Here is a 19,360-nt window from a genome sequence, read left to right as displayed (position 1 = left end):
CGGTGCCCCGCCCCTGGGCCGGAGGGCCGGTGGGTCAGGCGGTCGCGGCGAGCGGCTCGGCAGCGGGCTGCGCCGCCAGTCGGCCGGTGCGGTGCAGGCCGTACAGAGCGGCCGCGCACGACAGGCCCAGCGCGCACAGCGTGATCCACGGCAGCGCGGGCATCCCGGCCGCGCGGGCGGCGTCGAGCGCGGCGCCCGTGCCGAGGTTCCCGACGGTGATGCCGATGCCGCAGATCGTGTTGTACAGCCCGTAATGGGTGGCGACGAGGCGGCCACCGCAGAGCCGGACGATGGTGTCCATCTCGAACGGGTAGGCGATCATCGTGCCGACAGCCAGCAGCAACGCGGCGAGCGTCGGCGCCACCGCCGCGAGCAGCCACAACCCGATCCGGGACTCCGGTACGGGTATGGCGGTGGCCAGCAGCAGGGGCACGAAGGCCAGGCCCATGGCCGCCAGCCCGCGCACGAGCGCCTGCCCGGGCTCGTACCGCGCCTTGCACCATGCCGTCACCCGCGTCTGGCCGAGGATCGTACTCAGCCCGGACACGGCGAAGAGCACCGCGACCGCCGCCGTGCCGAACTCCCCGTCGCCGCCTAGTCGGCGCACCTCCAGCGGCAGCGCCAGATAGACCTGGAAGGACAGGACGTACGAGCCGATCATGGCGACGGAGAACAGTACGAACGGCCGATTGGCGAGGATGCCGCGCCACTGGGCGAGTACGCCCTGACCACTGTGGCTCTCCTGCCGCTTGTCGTCCTCGGCCCGCCGGGCGGGCAGCGCGCGGATCTGTACGGCGCTCAGCAGCGCGAAGATCCCGGCCGCCACCAGACAGGTGACGCGGAAGTCGACCCCGGTCAGGACCATTCCGACGAGGGGGCCCAGCAGGATGCCGGCTTGGTAGAACACGTTGAAGAGGGCGAACGCCTCAACCCTGCGTTCCCCCGCGTCGGCCGCGAGGTACGCGCGTACGGCCGGGTTGAACAGCGCCCCGGCCAGCCCGGTGGCGGCGGAGGCGGCGAGCAGTGCGGGAAGTGAGTCGACGAGCCCGAGCGTCGCGAAGCCGAGGGTGCGCAGCACACATCCGGCGACGATCATCGGCTTGTAGCCGAGCCGGTCGGCGAGCGTGCCGCCTACCAGGAACATGCCCTGCTGGCTGAAGTTGCGTACGCCGAGGACGAGTCCGACGATCCAGCCGGCCAGCCCGAGCGTGCCGGACAGGTGGGCGGCCAGATAGGGCATCAGCATGTAGAAGCCGAGGTTGATGGTGAACTGGTTCACCATCAACAGCTGGACGCTGCGTTCGTACGACCGGACCTGGGTAAGCAGCCCCATCACTGGCTCTCCTCCGAGGATCCGGACTCGACAGCTGCGTCCTCAGCGCCTTGCAGGGTGAGGGGATCGACCACGGTGGTGCACCGGGTCCAGCGGGTGACCTCCTTCTCGTCCAGGCGGCCGATCAGCTCCGGTTCGGGCGCCGGTGGGGAGTCCAGCAGGCCGTGGGCGGCGCAGTAGTCGTCGTCGTAGACCGTCCCCAGGTAACGCTGCGGACCGTCGGGGAAGATCGCGACGATCCGTGCGTCCGCCGACATGGTCCGGGCCAGCCAGCCGGCCACCATCGCGACCGCGCCGACACTCCACCCGCCGGTGGCGTAGTGGGAGGCGGCCAGTTGGCGGCAAGTCCACACCGCCTCTTGCGGGGCGACCCAGTGCACCTCGGAGAAGTTCTCGTAGGCGACGTTGCGGGGGTAGATGCTGGAACCGAGGCCGCGCATGAGGCGGGGCCGGGCAGGCTGGCCGAAGATCGTCGAACCCGTCGTGTCCACGCCGACGACGGTCAGCTCCGGGTAGAGCTGGCGCAGGACCCGGGAGACGCCGGCGGAGTGGCCGCCGGTGCCGACGCTGCACACCAGCACGTCGATGTGGCCCAACTCGGAAGCGAGTTCGAGGGCCAGCGGCGTGTAGGCGGCGACGTTGTCGGGATTGTTGTACTGGTCCGGGCACCAGGAGTCCGGGTGCTGCTCCAGCAGCCGCTGCACGCGTTCGCGTCGGGCCTGCTGCCAGCCGCCCGTGGGATGCGGCTCGGAGACGACGTTGACCTGAGCGCCGTACGCCGTCAGCAGCCGGGTCATGGACAACTCCAGGCCCGGATCGGTGACCAGGGTGACCGGGTGGCCGTACACCATCCCGGCCAGGGCCAGCCCCAGACCCAGGGTGCCGCTGGTGGACTCGATGATCCGTCCGCCGGGCCGCAGGTCGCCACGAGCCCGGGCCCGCTCCACCATGTGCAGCGCCGGACGGTCCTTGATGCCACCGGGGTTGAACCCTTCGAGCTTCGCCCAGAAGCCACGTCCGGCCGGGGCCAGTGGCTCCGAGACCCGCAGCAGCGGGGTGTTGCCCACCAGGCCGGACAGGGCGGACCGGCCCGGGTCGACCCCGGCCTTGGTCAATGACTGCATGTCTATGTGTTCACTCTCGCTCGATGAATACCGGATGCGGGTTCATCTCGCGCGCCATGGCCATGAGGCAGACCAAGAGTCCTCTCAGGCCAATGGGCACGCGGCAGCCGCGAAGTCGGTCGGCTGCGGGCGAGTGGTCTAGATCCGCCACCGCGACGTGACGACGAGCGCCGCGCGGCCAGGGCGCGTGCTGCGACCTCTACGGCGTTCATGCCGTACGAGGGGTCGTCCCAGCGACAGGGACACGGCAAGGAGTACGACGACGGCCAGCGCGCCGAGGGGAAGATCCTCACTCGACTGAGCCGCGGTACGCACGATCACGTCCGCCGCACAGTCCTCGGCCCCGTGGGGAGCGTGGGGGCCATGAGGGTCCTCGCCCCCAGCCGTCGCCGAGAATCCGGCCGTGACGGACACCGACGCGTGCGTCTCCTCAGACGTGCCATGCAGGACGGCGCACAGAATGAGCGCCATCACGAAGGCGCCGCGGATCGCCGAGACCAGTCGGCGCCATGAGGGTGCGCCGCATGGGGCCCATGGGGCGTGCGCATGCGTACGGGAATGTGTCGGCACAGGTCCTCCGTGCTGCTGCCACGTCTCCGGCAAGGACGGAGTCAGGCGCAGACATGGGTGGGGGCAGGACGGCTTCGACGAACGTGAGGACCCATCATGAGCACGGGCCAGGAAGCTCGTCGCGCGATACCAGCCGAACCGGTGACAGTCGGCAGGCCAGTTGGAGGAGTCCGTACTCCTAGACCTGCTGCACTACGGAGGCTGCTCTCAGAGCCACGGGAGACACGCCGTCCATGGGCCTACCGGCGGTCGGCCCGCGCACGGTCGAGGCGTCGTAGGAACCGCTCGATTCGCGAACCGACGCCGCAAAGCAGGGCGACACCAGGGCAGAACCCTGCTGAGGCTGTCCGGATGCGCAGTGCTCGCCAGGGTGTGGCGTCTCGTGGCCGCCATGATGATCGTCGGCGTCGGCGGCCAACAGCCGCGCGGGCTCGTCGGCTGCGTGGTGAACGCCATCGACCTGCAGGGCGGCGGGGGTGGTTGCGCTGGTGGAGAGGTGTCCCTGGACACTCTCCACGTGGATGCCGTGCGTCACGAGGAAGCCGGACAGGAGCACGGCCAAGGCCAGCACGCGCAGCAGCGGACCCGCACCGGAGCGGGTCCTGACGATGCGCCAGGGCGACCAAGCCGTAACCATGCCGTGATCCTAGCGGCTCGCCGGCAGTGATCGACCACCAGTCCCGAAACACTGGGTCAACTCGTCAGATCAATGGCTTGTTTGCTGCGGCGAGTGTGCCACGCGGCCCTCAGAAGGAGCGTCTTCGCGCACGGTCACCGTCACAACGACGGCGACGGCAGCCTGTCGGCCGCCGCCCGCCCACCGCCTCCATCGACGTGATCTGTCCGCCGATTCGGGCGCGGCCCGCACCGGATCCCGGTGTGGGCCGCGCGCCTCAGTGTGCGTGCCCGGCCTCTCTTTCGGCGGGCTTGGCCCGCGAGGGTCGTATCCGTCGGCCCTGGCCGTCGTGTTGCGCCCGGGCAGTTCAGCGGGCTCGTACGCTCCGGACGCCGCAAGGTCCGCACCGAGGGTGAGCGCCTCGCCGCCCTGGGCTTGAAGTCCGCGAAGACGCGGTAGCCGCCTGCCTTGGGAAGTTCCACGGGGGTGGACCAGGTGCCGTCGGCTGCCCGGGCGGGATGGAGATGGCGGTAGACGGTGAGATCGCTCGAGGCAAGGATCAGGTGGAGTTCCTTGCCGTGTTCGCGCCGATACGCGGTGATGTTGCGGCCGGTCCCGTCCTGTACGACGGCGAAGCGCAGGTCGGTCTGCTTCCCGGCTTCGAGGCGCGGGGTTTTCAGGTCGAGCGTGTAGCCGCCCTGTGAGATCTGGAGGCCTCCCGGGGCCACGGCCTCATGACCGCCGCTCTCCCCCTCTCCATGCCCGGCCCCCGCATGTCCCTCGGGCCCGCTGTGAGCGCCGTTCTTCGGCTCGGGTGAGACCGCGTCGACCGCGCCGCCCACGCCGTAAGCGGTGCCGAAGATCGCGGCGAGAGCCGCGGCGAAGACGGTGATCCGCAGTCCAGTGTTCATGGCCGGCTCCTTGTCTCCCGGCCGCTTCCAGATGCGGCCGATGCACTTCAACATACCCCTGGGGGGTATAAAGCAAATTGCGGTCGCCGCTTGCGACAGATACGGGTGGGGGGTATACATGGAGCCGCTGTCCGATACCCCCACCCGGTATCTGCCTAACTAGCTGTGGAGAATCCCATGTCGAACTGCTGCACCCCTGACGGAAGCTGCAACACCACCGCGCAGATCAAGACCACTTACAAGGTCGACGGCGTCGGCAGCGCCCACTGCCAGGGCGTCGTCACCGAGGCCGTGGGAAGCCTGGACGAGATCACCGCGGTCGACGTCGAGATCGGCACCGGCCTGGTCACCGTGACGACCGCCGCCGAGCCCGATGAGGCGCTCGACGCCCTGATCGCCAAGACCGTCGACGAGGCCGGATACGACTTCGCCGGCCGCGTGGCCGCCTGACCCACGCGCCGGGAGGGGGCCGCACCTTCTTCGCGGCCCCCTGTCCCAGCCGTCGCACATCGTGCCCGTGAGTTCCGAGGAGCAGACATGACCACCACCACACCCGGTGCCGCCGAGGTCGAACTCGCCATCGGCGGCATGACCTGCGCCTCGTGCGCCGCTCGCATCGAGAAGAAGCTCAACCGCATGGACGGGGTCGAGGCCACCGTCAACTACGCCACCGAGAAGGCCAAGGTCACCTACCGCGAGGACGTCAACGTCTCCGACCTGATAGCCACGGTTGAGGCCACCGGGTACACGGCGCGCGAGCCCGAGCCCGTACGCGCCGAGCCGGAAGCAGGCGGCGGCACCGCGCAAGAGGAGGGCGATGAACTACGGCCGCTGCGTCAGCGCCTGACGGCCGCCGTGGTCCTGGCAGTGCCCGTGATCGCGATGGCCATGATCCCGGCGTTGCAGTTCGAGTACTGGCAGTGGCTCTCGCTCACGCTGGCGGCGCCCGTGGTGACGTACGCCGCCTGGCCGTTCCACAAGGCCGCCTGGACCAACGCCAAGCACGGCGCAGCCACCATGGACACGCTGATCTCCGTCGGTACATCGGCGGCGTTCCTGTGGTCCCTGTGGGCGCTGTTCTTCGGCACGGCCGGTACGCCCGGCATGACACACCCCTTCGAGCTGACCATCGCCCGCACCGACGGCGCCGGAAACATCTACCTGGAGGCCGCAGCGGGTGTCACTGCCTTCATCCTCGCCGGGCGGTACTTCGAGGCGCGGTCGAAGCGGAAGGCGGGCGCGGCGCTGAAGGCCCTGCTGGAGCTGGGCGCCAAGGACGTCACGGTGCTGCGCGACGGCCGCGAGGAACTCATCCCCGTCAGTGACCTGAAGGTCGGCGACCGGTTCCTCGTACGCCCCGGCGAGAAGATCGCCACCGACGGGGTGGTCGTCGACGGGGCCTCCGCCGTGGACGCCTCCATGCTCACCGGCGAATCGGTGCCGGTCGAGGTCAGCACCGGGGACGCCGTCACCGGCGCCACGCTGAACGCCGGCGGCCGCCTGGTGGTCGAGGCCACCCGCGTCGGCGCCGACACCCAGCTCGCCCGCATGGCCAAGCTGGTGGAGGACGCGCAGAACGGCAAGGCCGCCGCCCAGCGGCTCGCCGACAAGATCTCCGCCGTCTTCGTCCCGGTCGTGATCGCCCTGGCGCTCGGCACCCTGGGCTTCTGGCTCGGCAACGGAGCGGGCCTGACCGCCGCCTTCACCGCAGCGGTCGCCGTCCTGATCATCGCCTGCCCCTGCGCCCTGGGCCTGGCCACGCCGACCGCGCTGATGGTCGGCACGGGCCGCGGCGCCCAGCTCGGCATCCTCATCAAGGGACCCGAGGTCCTGGAGTCGACGCGCAAGGTCGACACCATCGTCCTGGACAAGACCGGCACCGTGACCACCGGCAAGATGACGCTGCTCGCCGTGCACACCGCTGACCACACGGACGAGGACGAGGTCCTGCGCCTCGCGGGCGCCCTGGAGCACGCCTCCGAGCACCCCATCGCCCAGGCCGTCGCCTCCGGCGCCACCGCCCGGATCGGCACGCTGCCGGCCCCGGAGGACTTCGCGAACATCGCCGGTCTCGGCGTCCAGGGCATCGTGGAGGGCCACGCGGTCCTCGTCGGCCGGGGAAAACTGCTGGACATGGGGGTCCCCCCGCTCGAGCGAAGCCGAGAGTGGGGGCGGGTCATCTCCCTGCCGGAGGAGCTGCGGCGCGCCAAGGCCGAAGCCGAGGCGGCAGGACGTACCGCCATCGCGGTCGCCTGGGACGGCGAGGCCCGCGCCGTCCTCGAGGTCGCCGACGCGATCAAGGAGACCAGCCCGGAGGCCATCCGGCGGCTGCGCGCCCTCGGCCTGACGCCCATGCTGCTGACCGGTGACAACAAGGCGGTCGCCGAGGCAGTCGCCGCCGAGGTGGGCATCGCACCCGAGCACGTGATCGCCGAGGTCCTGCCGCAGGACAAGGTCGACGTGGTCAAGCGCCTGCAGAGCGAGGGCCGTTCGGTCGCCATGGTCGGCGACGGCGTCAACGACGCCGCCGCACTGGCCCAGGCCGACCTGGGACTGGCGATGGGCACGGGTACGGACGCCGCGATCGAGGCGGGCGACCTGACGCTCGTACGGGGCGATTTGAGGGTCGCGGCGGACGCCATCCGCCTGGCCCGCAAGACGCTGGGCACCATCAGGTCCAACCTCTTCTGGGCCTTCGCCTACAACGTCGCCGCCCTGCCGCTCGCCGCGGCCGGACTGCTCAACCCGATGATCGCCGGAGCGGCCATGGCCTTCTCCTCCGTCTTCGTCGTCGGCAACAGCCTGCGCCTGCGCGGCTTCCAGCCCGCCGCCCGCTGAAGCGCCGACGAAGGCCATCGCACGGCTCGTACGGGCCTGATACCGAGCTTCCGGGCCCGGGCGGTTGAACCGCCCGGGCCCGGATCTCTGTTTTGCCTGCAGGGTGCGGCTCAGGGCGTCGGTGAGTTCGGCGAACTTCTCCTCGGCATGGGCGGTGTCGGTGCGGGCGGTGTCGGTGACGCACCGGCGTACATGGTCGTCGAGCAGGCCCACGGCGAGTTGCTGCAGAGCCCGCGTGGCGGCGCTGATCTGGGTGAGGACGTCGATGCAGTAGCGGTCGACGGTGACCCGCGTAAGTTGTCGAAGCGCTTCACTTGACGACTCAAGTTAATGAGAACTCCCTGGCAAAACAAGAGGGATGAAGGCAACGCAGCCTTGCTTCCCGCTAGGCATTGACACCACATTCAGGGCGATGGGAGCGTCGAAGCGCTTCACCTCCTGGTGTCGCTTCCTCCTCTTGAGGATTTTCGTACGTCCTTGACCACAGCAACCACCGTGCCGGCCACTCCGGTTCGGCAGGCCGACTCGGAGCATCGCCCCGGCGCGCCGGATTCCAGAAAGGACAGCGTCGTGTCCCGGAAGTCCAAGAAGAGAAGCGTCAGAGATCTACTGGTAACCCTGCTGATGGGGATTGCGCCGCTGCTCGCGGCGCTCGGACTGACCGGCGCCTCGGCCACCACCGCGTCGGCCGCGTCACTGACCGAGGTGACCAACTTCGGCAGCAACCCCGGAAACCTGCGGATGTACGTCTACAAGCCTGACAACGCTCCGGCACGCCCGGCGGTGTTGGTGGCAGTGCACTACTGCACCGGCACGGGGCCCGCCTTTTACTCCAACACGGAGTTCGCCCGCCTGGCCGACCAGTACGGGTTCATCGTCGTCTACCCGGACGCGAACGTCAGCGGGCAGTGCTTCGACGTCTCCTCGCCCCAGGCGCTCAAGCACGACGGGGGCAGTGACCCCACGAGCATCGCCTCGATGGTCCGGTACACCCTGCAGAACATGAGCGCCGACCCCGGCCGGGTCTACGTCACCGGCGCCTCGTCCGGCGCGATGACGACCAATGTCCTGCTCGGCGACTACCCCGACCTGTTCAAGGCCGGTGCGGCGTTCATGGGCGTGCCGTTCGGCTGCTTCGCCACCACCGACGGCTCCGGCTGGAACAGCGCCTGCGCCACCGGCCAGATCACCAAGACCCCGCAGGAGTGGGGCGACCTCGTCCGGAACGCCTACCCGGGATACACCGGCCCCCGGCCGCGGATGCAGCTGTGGCACGGTACCGAGGACGAAGCGCTGTACTACGCGAACTTCGGTGAAGAGATCAAACAGTGGACCAATGTGCTCGGGGTGAGCCAGACCCCGGCCTTCACCGACTCCCCGCAGTCCGGCTGGACCCGCACCCGCTACGGCTCCACCGGCGCGCAGGCACCGGTCGAGGCGATCGGCATCCAGGGCGTCGGACACGCCCTGCCCGCCAGCGGCATGGCAGCCCGGGCCATCGCCTTCTTCGGACTCGACGGCTCCGGCGGGACCGGCGGGACCACTACAGGTCCGATCCACGCCATCGGTTCGGGCAAGTGCCTAGACGTGCCCGGCTTTTCGCAGACCAACGGCACCCAGACGCAGATCTGGGACTGCAACGGCCAGACGAACCAGACCTGGACCAGTACGTCGACCAAGCAGCTCACCGTCTACGGCGGTGTGAAGTGCCTCGACGCGACCGGCACCACGGCCGGCACCGAAGTCGCGATATGGGACTGTAACGGCGGCACCAACCAGCAATGGAACCTCAACTCCAACGGCACCATCACCGGCGTCCAGTCGGGCCTGTGCCTGGATGTGACCGGTGCCTCCACCGCCAACGGCGCACTGGTCGGACTGTGGGACTGCAACGGCGGCAGCAACCAGCAGTGGCGCCTCGGCTGACACCACCGCCCAGGACTGAGAGGGCTTCTCGAAACCACACTCGGTTTCGAGAAGCCCTCCACGGCTCACAGCCCCGATACTGACCTCGCCCCCTGCCCGAGCCCCGCGGGCAGACGAGCACCTAGCCGCACACTGAACTATGTTGCCCCGCCACATGTGCGCCTGACCTGCGGGTTTCTACGGGACGAACGACCACATCGCCCAACGCGCCGCGTCCCCCGCAAGCACGGTGCCAAGGGTGACTGTTCGCTGCCGTCACCCTCCAAGTACACCGGTGTTCCACACCTGGGCACTGCCAGGGCGCCTTCACCTGCGCACCGAGATCCCGCCTGGTGGAGCAATCGCGGCGGAGCAACACCCGGCGATTCCACAACCGTTACAGTGATGCCGACCCTGTCCACCGCGCCGGAGCCGACCTTGCCGAACCTGTCCAACCTCGAGGAGATCTTCTCCGACGAGGGTGACAGTGCCGTCGGCCCCGTGCGATCGCCCGGCTGGCAAAGCAACGTATCGCCGCAGGGACTCACGGTGACATTGATCGCCGACTACACGTTCCCCGTCCGTGCGTGGTTGCCGTCGGCGGCGATCGTGGCACTGCTCGGCGAGTTCCAAGTGACCGCGGGCGCCGCCCGTACGACGATCAGCAGGCTGATGCGCCGTGGGGTGCTGGAGGGCAGCCGGCAAGGGAGGTACAGCTCCTACCGGCTGGCGTCGCAGGCCGCCGTCGATTTGTGGAGCGGCGCCAGCTCGATCGCCACCTTCACCACCCAACCCGACTCATGGGACGGTCGGTGGACACTGATCGCCTTCTCCGTCCCGGAACAGGAGAGCACGCGGCGGCGCGCACTGCGCACCGCGCTGCGGTGGCGCGGATTCGCGCCGCTGTACGACGCGCTCTGGGTGTCGCCGCACCCCCTCACCCCCAAGGGGCGGATCGAGGTGGCCGACCTGGCGCGAGGAGCGGTGACCGTGTTCCGCGCGCGGCAGGAGGAACTGGACACGGAGGTCGACCGCAACCCGGTCGAGGCGTGGGACCTGCCCGGCATCGCCGAGCACTACCGGGCTTTCATCAGCCGCTGGAGCGGCTTGCTTCCGCACATCAGCGCCGACGACGTCTCCGGTGCCGACGCGGTGCGCGCACGGACCGAAATCATGCACGCGTACCGTCACTTCCCCATCCTGGACCCGCTGCTCCCCATCGGGCTGCTGCCGCCCGACTGGCCCCGGTCGCGGGCGCGGGAAGTCTGCGTCGCGGTGTACGACGGACTGCTCCAGCCGGCCCAGGACCATGTCCGCTCCGTAGTGACCCGATTCGCGGAGGGACCGCACCCCGACATCAGGGCCCATACGATCGCCGGCATGAGTGCGGGTATCGGCCACGGCTGACGGCGGGCCGCCGCGAGTGTGATCGGGCGGGCTGCGAAGACGTCGCACCGTGCCTCCTGCACCCGCGATCTGTCGAATGCGCGTCGAAGACAACCGAGTTGGGCGCCAATGATTGACAGATCGGCAACCGATCGGGAACGTACCTGTTGCAAGACGTATGGGAACGCTCCCAGGCGCGGGACACGACGAGTGGAAGGAGAGCCACCCCTGCGCCGCTTCCGCAGAATCAACACCCCCGCCCATCAGATAGGCGGGCAGGTGGGCGCGAAGGGCCGCTCCCTCAATGAGTCACGGTTCGGCCGGTGTTCAGCGGCTCGCCGCGCCTCTGCCGGCAAGGCCACACCACGCCGATGACCACCACGGGCAGGACCGGAACGTCCTCCACCGTGCGCGATTCGCCGACCTGACCACCCCCACGACCACTCCCCCCACCACCTAGGTCAGTCTCACCGCCGCGGCATCACCGACGCCTCTTCCCGGCACTTGACCGAGCAGCGCTCCGCAACCCCCCACAGCAGGAGTCTTCATGACCATGCAACGGCGTAGTTTCCTGACCCTGAGCGCGGCCGGAGCCGCGGGCGTAGGCATGTCCCTGCTCGGCACGGGCCAAGCAGGTGCCACCGCGCGGGCGGGAGCTCCGACCCAGCGGTTCGCGGTCGGCGTGCGCCAGTACGCGTGGAGTCGCGGCAGCCGCCGGTGGACGACGTACGTCTACTATCCCGCCACCGGCGCCCCCGGTGGCTCCCCGGTCACCAACGCCCCCGTCGCCCAGGGCGTTTTCCCGGTCTGCGAGTTCACGCACGGCCTCAGCAGCAGCCCGCAGAAGTCCCTGGCGATCATCCGCCCCCTGGCCGAGGCGGGGTTCATCGTTCCCGCCCCCCACTTCGCCAACCTCAGTGGCCAAGACGTCTACAACGGCAACCAGTCCAAGGACGTCTCCGAGGTCATCACCCGGACCCTCGCCCTCAACACGGCCGGCGACCCGCTGGCCGGCCACATCAACACAGCGGTCGGAGTCGGCGTCTCCGGCCACTCGATGGGCGGCATGACCACCCACGGCCTGCTCACGGCCTGGCCGGACGCACGGATCACCGCCGCGATCCCCATGTCCTGTGTGGACATGGGCAACCCGAGCCCGTCGGTCCGCGCCAAGGTCCTGTTCACGCACGGAGACCGGGACGGAACGTGCCCGATCTCCTCCGCCCGCCAGGCGTACCGGGAACTGCCCGCCGCCAAGGCGTTCCTCACCTTCCGCGGCGCCGGCCACAGCAACTACTTCGGCGACTCCCGGACCGTCAACACGTCCGTGGACTGGATGCGGTGGAGTCTGTACGGCGACACCGCGGCCCGCGACCGCCTTCGCGCCGACGCCACCTCCAGCACGACCACCTGGGAATCCGCCCTGAGCTGAGGAGCAACCACGCACGGCCCGGGGCCCGGGTGCGCGCGTCTGCCGTGATCGCCGCGCATCCGGGCCGTGCAGGGTGCGTGGGCCGTCCACGGACCCCGCGAGGTCAGCCGCCGTGCAATCGACCGTGTTCGTTTCCAGGCCGGCGTGGACACCACCGCCGCCCGAACAGCAGGCATTTCCGGCCGCTCCCACTCGTACAGATAGATCCACTTGGGGGCCAGACACCCTCAAGGACGCAAGAGAGGAAAGCTCATGGTTTCACTAGCAGGGAAGATCAGAGGAATTTTCCTTGCCGTCCTGTTGGCAGTTGCCGCATCTGTGTACGGCGCGGCGCATCAGGCATCGGCCGATACCGTGGCACAGTCAAGCGCTTCGCAGATCGTGGCCGACATGGGCGCGGGATGGAATCTGGGGAACCAACTCGAAGCCACCACCAACGGATACCCCAGCGAAACAGCGTGGGGCCAGCCGACGGTAACGCAGGCCCTCATCGACAAAGTGAGGGCGGCAGGGTTCAAGACGATCCGGATCCCGGTCTCCTACCTGGGATACATAGGGTCCGGCCCGAATTACACGATCAACGCCTCCTGGCTGAACAGAGTCCAAGAAGTCGTCAACTACGCCTACAACAGGGGCCTGCATGTACTGATCAACATGCACGGCGACGGGTACAAGAGCGTCAACGGCTCCTGGCTGATCTGCGATTCCCCCTCCCAGTCGACGATCAAGGCCAAGTACGAGAAAGCTTGGCAGCAGATCGCGAACAGGTTCAAGAACTACGACCAGCGCCTGATCCTGGAGTCCATGAACGAAGAGTTCGACGGGCAGTACGGCCGCCCGACCCAACCGTGCTACTCAAACATCAACAGCTACAACCAGATCTTCGTGGACACCGTGCGGAAAACGGGCGGAAACAACAGTTCGAGGTGGCTGCTCGTGGCCGGCTGGAACACGAACATCGATTACACCGCGGGGAATTACGGCTTCGCGATTCCGTCCGACCAGTACCGCTCCCCCTCTATTCCCGCAAATGAGCGGCGGATCATGATCTCCGTTCATCACTACAGCCCGTGGGACTTCGCCGGAGAGGAAAGCGGCACCATCACGCAATGGGGCCGAGCAGCGACCAACCCGTCGAAGACGTCGACCTGGGGACAGGAGGACTATCTGGACGCGCAGCTCAAGACGATGCGCGACGTGTTCGTCACGAAGGGGTATCCGGTGGTGTTGGGCGAATACGGTGCCATCGACAAATCATCGTTCGATTCGTCGAACAACAGGTATCGCGCGGACTTCGCACGGGCCGTCGCGGCCACCGCCAAGAAATACGGGGCGGCCAGCATCTACTGGGACAACGGTGCAACCGATCGGTACGGATTCGGACTGTTCAATCGCCGCTCCCTCACGGTCACCCAGCAGGGCATCATCAACGCCATCATGACCGGCGTCAGCGGCAGTGTTGCCGGCTCCGGCCTTCCGTCCGGCACATAGCAGGACCCGAGTCTCGGCGAGGGGTACATACCTCTACATACCTCGTGGGCGCGCAGTTGAGCCGGGTGGCGACGCCACACGGTGTGCAATCTCGTCAACTGCGCGCCGGCCAGCCGGAGCAGCTACGCGGCTCCGCATCTGGGAGCACGTTTGACAAACTGATCCGGCTGGCCCAGCCCGACCGGAACCGCACACCGCGGGTGGCGCCCCCGCCGCAGCGACTTCGGCCCACCGTCCAGCACCTCCTCGACACACTCGGCGTGCCCGCCTTCGTCGTCAGTCGGCGCCTGGACATCCTCGGATGGAACCGGCTCGCCACCCTTTTCTTCGGGCACTGTGCCCAACTGCCGCCCGGGGAGCGGAACGTGGCCCGGCAGATCTTCCTCTCGCCCGAAGCGCGCGATCGTTCGCCGAACCGGCCCGCATGGCTGCGAAAGTCGCCGGCGTTCTGCGGATGAATGCCGGCAAGAGTCCCGACGATGTGCAACTCTCCTCGCTGATTCGCGAGTTGTCGCAGAAGAGCGAGGAGTTCCGGCGGTTGTGGGCACGGCATGAGGTGAGCTGCGGCACCGTCGGGGAGGTCGTGCGCATGCGGCACCCGCTGGTGGGAGAGTTCGACCTCGTGCACGAGCCCATGACGTCTGCCCGGGGCCCCGCATGCGACTGAACACCTACCACGCAGAACCGGGTTCCCGGTTGGAGGAAGTCTTGCGGATGCTGGGCAGTTGGGAGATGGAGCCGCAGGACTGAGACGTGGCACGGCCAGGGTGACGACGCTCCGCGCCGCCCCGCTCCTCGTCGGCGTCCTCAGCGCCTTTCGATTTCTCGTGGCTCGTCAGTGAGCCTTTCCCAGTAGCGGATGGTGACGTTGTGTCATCCATCAGATGGTTTGGTCGTACTCGAGTTTGCAGGTCTGCTGGGCTTCGGTCAGCTTGCCTCCGGCGGGCTTTTTGACGGGGTGGTGGAAGCCGTCGCCGACGTGTCTCGTAGCCGAGGTCGACGAGGGTCGACATGTCCAGCTCGCCGCCTGGATCAGAGGCAACTGGGGCATGACCGCACCTTCCGCGAGGACGACTCCAAGGTCCGCACCATGGCCTGCCTGCGCAACCTCGCCGTCAGCCTCTTCCGCCAGAACGGCGAGACCAACATCGCCGCCGCCCCTCCGCCACACCAGCCGCGACTACCACCGCCCGCTGTCAGCCCTCGGCCTCACATGATCAACCCGGACAGATCACGATCATGTAATGCCCCTGACTGTTGGGCTGACTTTTGTCAAAGTTTGATGCTAGCGTGACCGCCTCATTGCGAATCTAATCCATATGAAGGTACGTGCAGATGAAGCGCATAGCCACGGTCACCGCTGCCGCAGCGGCAGCGTTCACCCTCTTGACCTCTCAGGCTTCCGCCATTGACTGGGAGCATGATGTCGCTACCGCGACTACCACGACCTCGCCTGGGCCTTGGCAAGTTAGGGGCAACATATTCGTATCTGGATTGTTCGCCAAGAACGGTGACTGGTTCGAGGTGAATGACTTGGAGGCGGATGGGCAATCTGCTTTTATCATGTGGGAATTGAGAAACGACAGTGGCGTCCTCGTACGGGGCGGTAAGATCTGGATGACCCAGGGGAATGGCGAAGGGCGTTACCAGAACAAGAACTTCACCGAGGGATACAACCTGAAGTGGCGGGCATGCGCTGGGGACTACGGCGCAACCTGGTACGACAATTTCACCTGCACTGAGTACGCCTACACGGAGGTCTGAACACCGGGTCTACACGGGACTGAAGCCTTTCCCAGTAGTGGATGGTGACGTTGTGTGATCCTTCAGATGGTTTGGTCGTACTCGAGTTGGAGCAGAACGAGAGCTGCGGCGGCGATCTTCGTGATGCGGCTGGGGTCGAGGCTGACCCTGCGCAGGGCCTTGAAGGTGGTCTTGAGCAGGGAGTTGGCGCGCTCGCAGACTCCGTGGATGCCGCGGATGACCTTGTTGTAGGTCTGCTGGGCTTCGGTCAGCTTGCCTCCGGCGGGCTTTTTGACGGGGTCGCGGAAGCCGTCGCCGACGTTCTCGTAGCCGAGGTCGACGAGGGTCGACATGTCCAGCTCGGCCGCAATCCGGTTGAGGGCGTCGAGCAGGCCGTGGTGGCGAGCGCAGGTGGTGTCGTGCTCTCTGCCCGGGCGTACTGGGGAGACCCAGATCGGCCAGCCGTCCGGAGTGGAGATGACCTGCACGTTCCCACCGAGATGCCGGTGCTTTCCGGACCACCACAGGTCTGCGCCGTTGGGGCCGGGGGCGGCGACGCGGTCGGTGCGGACGACGGTGCCGTCGAGGTTCAGATGGGTCAGTCCGGCCGCCTTCGCGCGCTCCAGCGCGGTGGACAGGTCGGTGCGCCGGCGGCCAGGACGGTCAGCCCTTCGTGGAGGTAGCCGTAGGCGGTGGAAACCGACAGGCCGTTGTCCCGGGCGAGTTGGGACAGCCGGGTGCCGTCAAGGAACCAGCGCAGCACGAGCACGGCCTGCTTGAAACAGCCCAGCGCACGCCTGCCCTTGCGGTTCTGGCCACGATCCGGTGGTCGTGCAGGAGACCGGCCAGATGCTCGGCGGTGGACCGCTTCACATCGAGCACGGCGGTGTATGTGACGCTGGTCGGCACGTGAAGCCCCTCGATCGGATCTTTCTGCCGCAAGATCGTTCCTATCAGGGGCCTTACGTCTCCCCGGACTTGGGCACCGCCCAGGCCGCAGCGCAAGCATCGCGATCACAGCGAGCAGCGGGCGCCTACTGGGGAAAGACTCAGTGAGCGGGCGGCGGCTCGGCGCGGGCCGTCATGCGGCCCCCGCCGCAGCCGGTGACATCGGGGCCACCGGGACGGAGCCGTGGATCGGGCCGGGGACGCGAGACAAGGGCAGGCCGGCGCCTCCGTTGAGGTGGGCGATGATCCCGGCGGAAATAGAGATCGCTGTCTCTTCGGGGTTGTGGGCGCCGAGGTCGAGCGGCGAGTGCAGGAATGCGAGGTGTTCTTCAGGCACGTCGGCCTCACGCAGACGTTCCTGGCGGTGTTCGTGGGTTCGGCGGGAGCCCATCGCACCGGTAGCCGATGGGGAGGCCGAGGGCCAGGCGGAGCAGGGGGATGTCGAACTTGGCGTCGTGGGTGAGGACGCAGACGGCGGTGCGGGCATCCGCCTCGGTGTGTTCCAGGTAGCGGTGGGGCCAGTCGACCACGACCTCGTCGGCGTGCGGCACGCCGGCTTCGGTGGCGAAGGCGGGGCGGGCGTCGCAGACGGTGACGTGGTAGCCGAGGTAGCGTCCGGCCTGGCTGAGGGCGGCGGCGAAGTCGACGGCGCCGAAGAGCAGCATGCGGGGCGCGGACCTGGGTGGCCACCGCCCGGTCCGTGCGACCGCCTCCGACAGGTCCCGTACCCCAAGAACACCCTCAGCGGGCCGCGTGCACCACTGCCAGTGCTCCCTTACACAGGCCAGGTTCCACTCGTTCGACGAACACCCCTTCCCTGATGCTTGAACTCGCTCAAGCATCAGGGAAGTCGGCTGTCCGGCTCAGAGGCCGTTCGGCAGCGCGACGGTGGGGCGGGGTGGCGTAGGCATGTTGCCGCCGATGAAGAAGCTGGGGTGCGGGGGCTGGTTGTAGGCGGTGTTCTGCCAGGCCAGGGCCGTGCGGTACTGGGTGTCGTGGAGGAGGGTCGTGATCCGCGTATTGGTCTGGTACGGCGTGGAGTAGATCCGCAGGGCCGTGTTGTTGGACGTCGGCCAGATGACCTCCTCGCGCCAGTCGCCGAGGATGTCGCCGGACAAGGACGGTGTCGACTTGGTGCCGTTGTTGGAGTGGACTCCGGAGCCGGTGAGCAGGCGGGTGTCGCCGGAGGTGCCGTACTTGTCGATGCGGGTGCCGTCGAGGAGTTCGCGCGTGGTGTCGCCGTCCCACCACGCCAGGAAGTTGCTGGACCCGGGCTTACGACTGGCGACCACCGCGCCCTTGGGGTTGCGGACGCCACTCACGAGCGACGACCACGACTCGGCGCCCGCGCTGCCGGACCAGATGTCACCGGACACGCCCCGGCCGTTGTCGCCGCCGGCCGGGGTGGACCAGAGGATCTGGCCGGTCCTCGCGTCCGCCATCCAGGAGGACGGCTTGGAGCTGTCCTCGTCGACCTTGAACTCCTCCAGACCCGGCCGGGACGGGTCGAGGTCGCCCACGTGCATCGCGTCCCCGTGGCCGTTCCGCGTCGTCCACAGGCCGTTGCCGTTGTCGTCGACGGCCATCGCGCCGTAGACGACCTCGTCCTTGCCGTCCCCGTCCACGTCCGCGACCGACAACTGGTGGTTGCCCTGGCCGGCGTAGCCGCTGTTGGCGTTGGAGTCGAAGGTCCACCGGCGGGTGAACTGCCCGTTCCGCCAGTCCCAGGCCGCGATCACCGAGCGGGTGTAGTAGCCACGAGCCATGATCACCGAGGGGCGGGAACCGTCCAGATAGGCCGTGCCCGCCAGGAACCGGTCCACGCGGTTGCCGTAGGAGTCCCCCCAGGACGACACCGAGCCTCGGCCTGGGACGTAGTCGACGGACTGCATCGCCTTGCCCGTCTGCCCGTTGAACATCGTCAGGTACTCGGGGCCGGACAGCACGTAGCCCGAGGAGTTGCGGTGATCGGCCGAGGAACTGCCTATGACCGCGCCGGTTCCGTCCTTCGTGCCGTCGGCGGTCTTCATGGCGATCTCGGCCTTGCCGTCTCCGTCGTAGTCGTACACCTGGAACTGTGTGTAGTGGGCACCGGACCGGATATTGCGGCCCAGGTCGATACGCCACAAGCGAGTGCCGTCGAGCTTGATGCCGTCGACGATCGTGTTGCCTGTGTAGCCGGACTGGGCGTTGTCCTTGGCGTTCGTCGGCTGCCACTTCAGAACGATGTCCAGGGCGCCATCGCCGTCGAGGTCACCGACGGAGGCGTCGTTGGCCTCGTAGGTGTACGGCGAGTTGCCCGGTGAAGTGCCCCCGGGCGGCGGGGAGATCGGCACGTCCTTGTACCCGTTGCGGAACTGGAGCGCGCGCTCGGACGGCGCCTGCTCGATGCCGTTCACCACCGCGCGCACCGTGTAGTCGGCCGAGTCCGGGGCGCCGGCGTCCAAGTAGTTCGTCGAGGTGGTCAGGGGCGAGGAGTTGAGCCTGGTGCCGCCACGGTAGACGTTGAAGGCCACGTCGTTCGGGTCAGTGGCCAGCCACCGCCACGACACCAGGTTCCCGCTGCCGGTGTGGACGCTGGTCAGGCCCCGATCGAGGCGTTCCACCTGCCGCGCGGTCGCGGCGTGCGCGGTCTGCGGCAGTCCGGTGAGTGCGGAGAGGGCCAGTGCGGTGGCGGCCGTCAGGCCGGCGAACAGCCGATTGCTGGACCGGCGTTGGAATCGCCATGGGCGCGAGGCGGTGCATGGATGCCGGTGCGGGTCGGTCACTATGACCTCCGGTGGGGGGTGGTATGAAGATCGCGAAGACGGCGGTCTGACCACAGATGTGGGAACGCTCCCATTCGCTGCGAGGGTAGAAATTCACTGATAGCCCGTCAAGCATTCTGTTGGCTTTTTCTGTTCGAGCGTGTTCGGATGTGAGCCGACGAGATGTCCCGTGAGCAGCCTCGCCCCGTCGCTGCATTCCTTGTAGAAGGGCACTTGAACTGGGCTGACTCACGTCGTTTCAGACTGCTCACGGCCGAGGCGCGGCAAGTTCCCCTCCACAGGATCACACTGCTTC

General features: G+C 68.0%; 12 protein-coding genes and 5 pseudogenes. 8 read left to right on the top strand and 9 right to left on the bottom strand.

The features are described 5' to 3' along the window. Positions 1–34 precede the first annotated feature (34 nt). The 4 genes and pseudogenes from ACTMVF_RS34080 to ACTMVF_RS34065 form a co-directional block, all read right to left on the bottom strand. On the bottom strand, positions 35–1,333 hold the full coding sequence (locus ACTMVF_RS34080; RefSeq protein WP_441274916.1) for an MFS transporter: 1,299 nt from the start codon (positions 1,331–1,333) through the stop codon (positions 35–37). After that, the gene (locus tag ACTMVF_RS34075; protein WP_441274915.1) at positions 1,333–2,457 is read right to left on the bottom strand and encodes a PLP-dependent cysteine synthase family protein; all 1,125 of its coding nucleotides are present in this window, start codon (positions 2,455–2,457) and stop codon (positions 1,333–1,335) included. The genes ACTMVF_RS34080 and ACTMVF_RS34075 overlap by 1 nt, the downstream gene beginning before the upstream one ends. A gap of 748 nt (positions 2,458–3,205) precedes the next feature. Next, the gene (locus tag ACTMVF_RS34070) at positions 3,206–3,664 is read right to left on the bottom strand and encodes a hypothetical protein (protein WP_441274914.1); all 459 of its coding nucleotides are present in this window, start codon (positions 3,662–3,664) and stop codon (positions 3,206–3,208) included. Between the two features lie 303 nt (positions 3,665–3,967). Continuing rightward, positions 3,968–4,554, bottom strand: a pseudogene (locus ACTMVF_RS34065) (hypothetical protein); the annotation flags it as partial. Positions 4,555–4,731: 177 nt separating this feature from the next. Between ACTMVF_RS34065 and ACTMVF_RS34060 the strand changes: the two are divergent. Together ACTMVF_RS34060 and ACTMVF_RS34055 are read left to right on the top strand one after the other, a co-directional pair. Further along, a complete protein-coding gene (locus ACTMVF_RS34060) occupies positions 4,732–5,004 on the top strand; it encodes a heavy-metal-associated domain-containing protein (RefSeq protein ID WP_441274913.1) in 273 nt (90 codons plus the stop codon). An 87-nt stretch (positions 5,005–5,091) separates the two neighbouring features. Further along, complete coding sequence (locus ACTMVF_RS34055; protein ID WP_441274912.1) at positions 5,092–7,392, top strand: heavy metal translocating P-type ATPase; 2,301 nt, start codon at positions 5,092–5,094, stop codon at positions 7,390–7,392. Positions 7,393–7,512: 120 nt separating this feature from the next. On the opposite strand, the pseudogene ACTMVF_RS34050 reads toward ACTMVF_RS34055, so the two are convergent. Continuing rightward, a pseudogene (locus ACTMVF_RS34050) lies at positions 7,513–7,668 on the bottom strand (metal-sensing transcriptional repressor); the annotation flags it as partial. A 348-nt stretch (positions 7,669–8,016) separates the two neighbouring features. On the opposite strand from ACTMVF_RS34050, the gene ACTMVF_RS34045 reads away from it, so the two are divergent. The 5 genes and pseudogenes from ACTMVF_RS34045 to ACTMVF_RS34025 all read left to right on the top strand — a co-directional run bounded on the left by ACTMVF_RS34045 (position 8,017) and on the right by ACTMVF_RS34025 (position 14,273). Beyond that, complete coding sequence (locus ACTMVF_RS34045; RefSeq protein WP_441274911.1) at positions 8,017–9,318, top strand: extracellular catalytic domain type 1 short-chain-length polyhydroxyalkanoate depolymerase; 1,302 nt, start codon at positions 8,017–8,019, stop codon at positions 9,316–9,318. 384 nt (positions 9,319–9,702) lie between these two features. Beyond that, complete coding sequence (locus ACTMVF_RS34040) at positions 9,703–10,704, top strand: PaaX family transcriptional regulator (RefSeq protein WP_441274910.1); 1,002 nt, start codon at positions 9,703–9,705, stop codon at positions 10,702–10,704. Positions 10,705–11,230: 526 nt separating this feature from the next. Next, positions 11,231–12,115: an alpha/beta hydrolase family protein gene (locus tag ACTMVF_RS34035; protein WP_441274909.1), complete on the top strand. Its 885-nt coding sequence runs from the start codon at positions 11,231–11,233 to the stop codon at positions 12,113–12,115. A 252-nt stretch (positions 12,116–12,367) separates the two neighbouring features. Continuing rightward, entirely contained in the window at positions 12,368–13,606 is a 1,239-nt protein-coding gene (locus ACTMVF_RS34030) for a glycoside hydrolase family 5 protein (protein ID WP_441274908.1), read from the top strand. Between the two features lie 44 nt (positions 13,607–13,650). Continuing rightward, positions 13,651–14,273, top strand: a pseudogene (locus ACTMVF_RS34025) (MmyB family transcriptional regulator). 213 nt (positions 14,274–14,486) lie between these two features. Here ACTMVF_RS34025 and ACTMVF_RS34020 read toward each other — a convergent pair. Beyond that, complete coding sequence (locus tag ACTMVF_RS34020; protein ID WP_441274907.1) at positions 14,487–14,657, bottom strand: hypothetical protein; 171 nt, start codon at positions 14,655–14,657, stop codon at positions 14,487–14,489. Positions 14,658–14,941: 284 nt separating this feature from the next. Between ACTMVF_RS34020 and ACTMVF_RS34015 the strand changes: the two genes are divergently transcribed. Continuing rightward, positions 14,942–15,370 (top strand): hypothetical protein, encoded by a 429-nt coding sequence (locus tag ACTMVF_RS34015; RefSeq protein ID WP_441274906.1) that lies wholly within the window; start codon positions 14,942–14,944, stop codon positions 15,368–15,370. A 62-nt stretch (positions 15,371–15,432) separates the two neighbouring features. On the opposite strand, the pseudogene ACTMVF_RS34010 reads toward ACTMVF_RS34015, so the two are convergent. From ACTMVF_RS34010 to ACTMVF_RS34000, 3 genes and pseudogenes are all read right to left on the bottom strand, one after another. Further along, positions 15,433–16,258 (bottom strand): annotated as a pseudogene (locus ACTMVF_RS34010) (HARBI1 family protein). A gap of 172 nt (positions 16,259–16,430) precedes the next feature. Beyond that, positions 16,431–16,968, bottom strand: a pseudogene (locus tag ACTMVF_RS34005) (XdhC family protein); the annotation flags it as partial. Between the two features lie 192 nt (positions 16,969–17,160). Continuing rightward, positions 17,161–19,065: a rhamnogalacturonan lyase gene (locus tag ACTMVF_RS34000; RefSeq protein ID WP_441274905.1), complete on the bottom strand. Its 1,905-nt coding sequence runs from the start codon at positions 19,063–19,065 to the stop codon at positions 17,161–17,163. Positions 19,066–19,360: the final 295 nt, after the last annotated feature.

The sequence above is a fragment of the Streptomyces sp. SD31 genome (assembly GCF_052068475.1).
Classification (GTDB): domain Bacteria; phylum Actinomycetota; class Actinomycetes; order Streptomycetales; family Streptomycetaceae; genus Streptomyces.
This window is presented reverse-complemented; position numbering and strand designations above follow the sequence as displayed.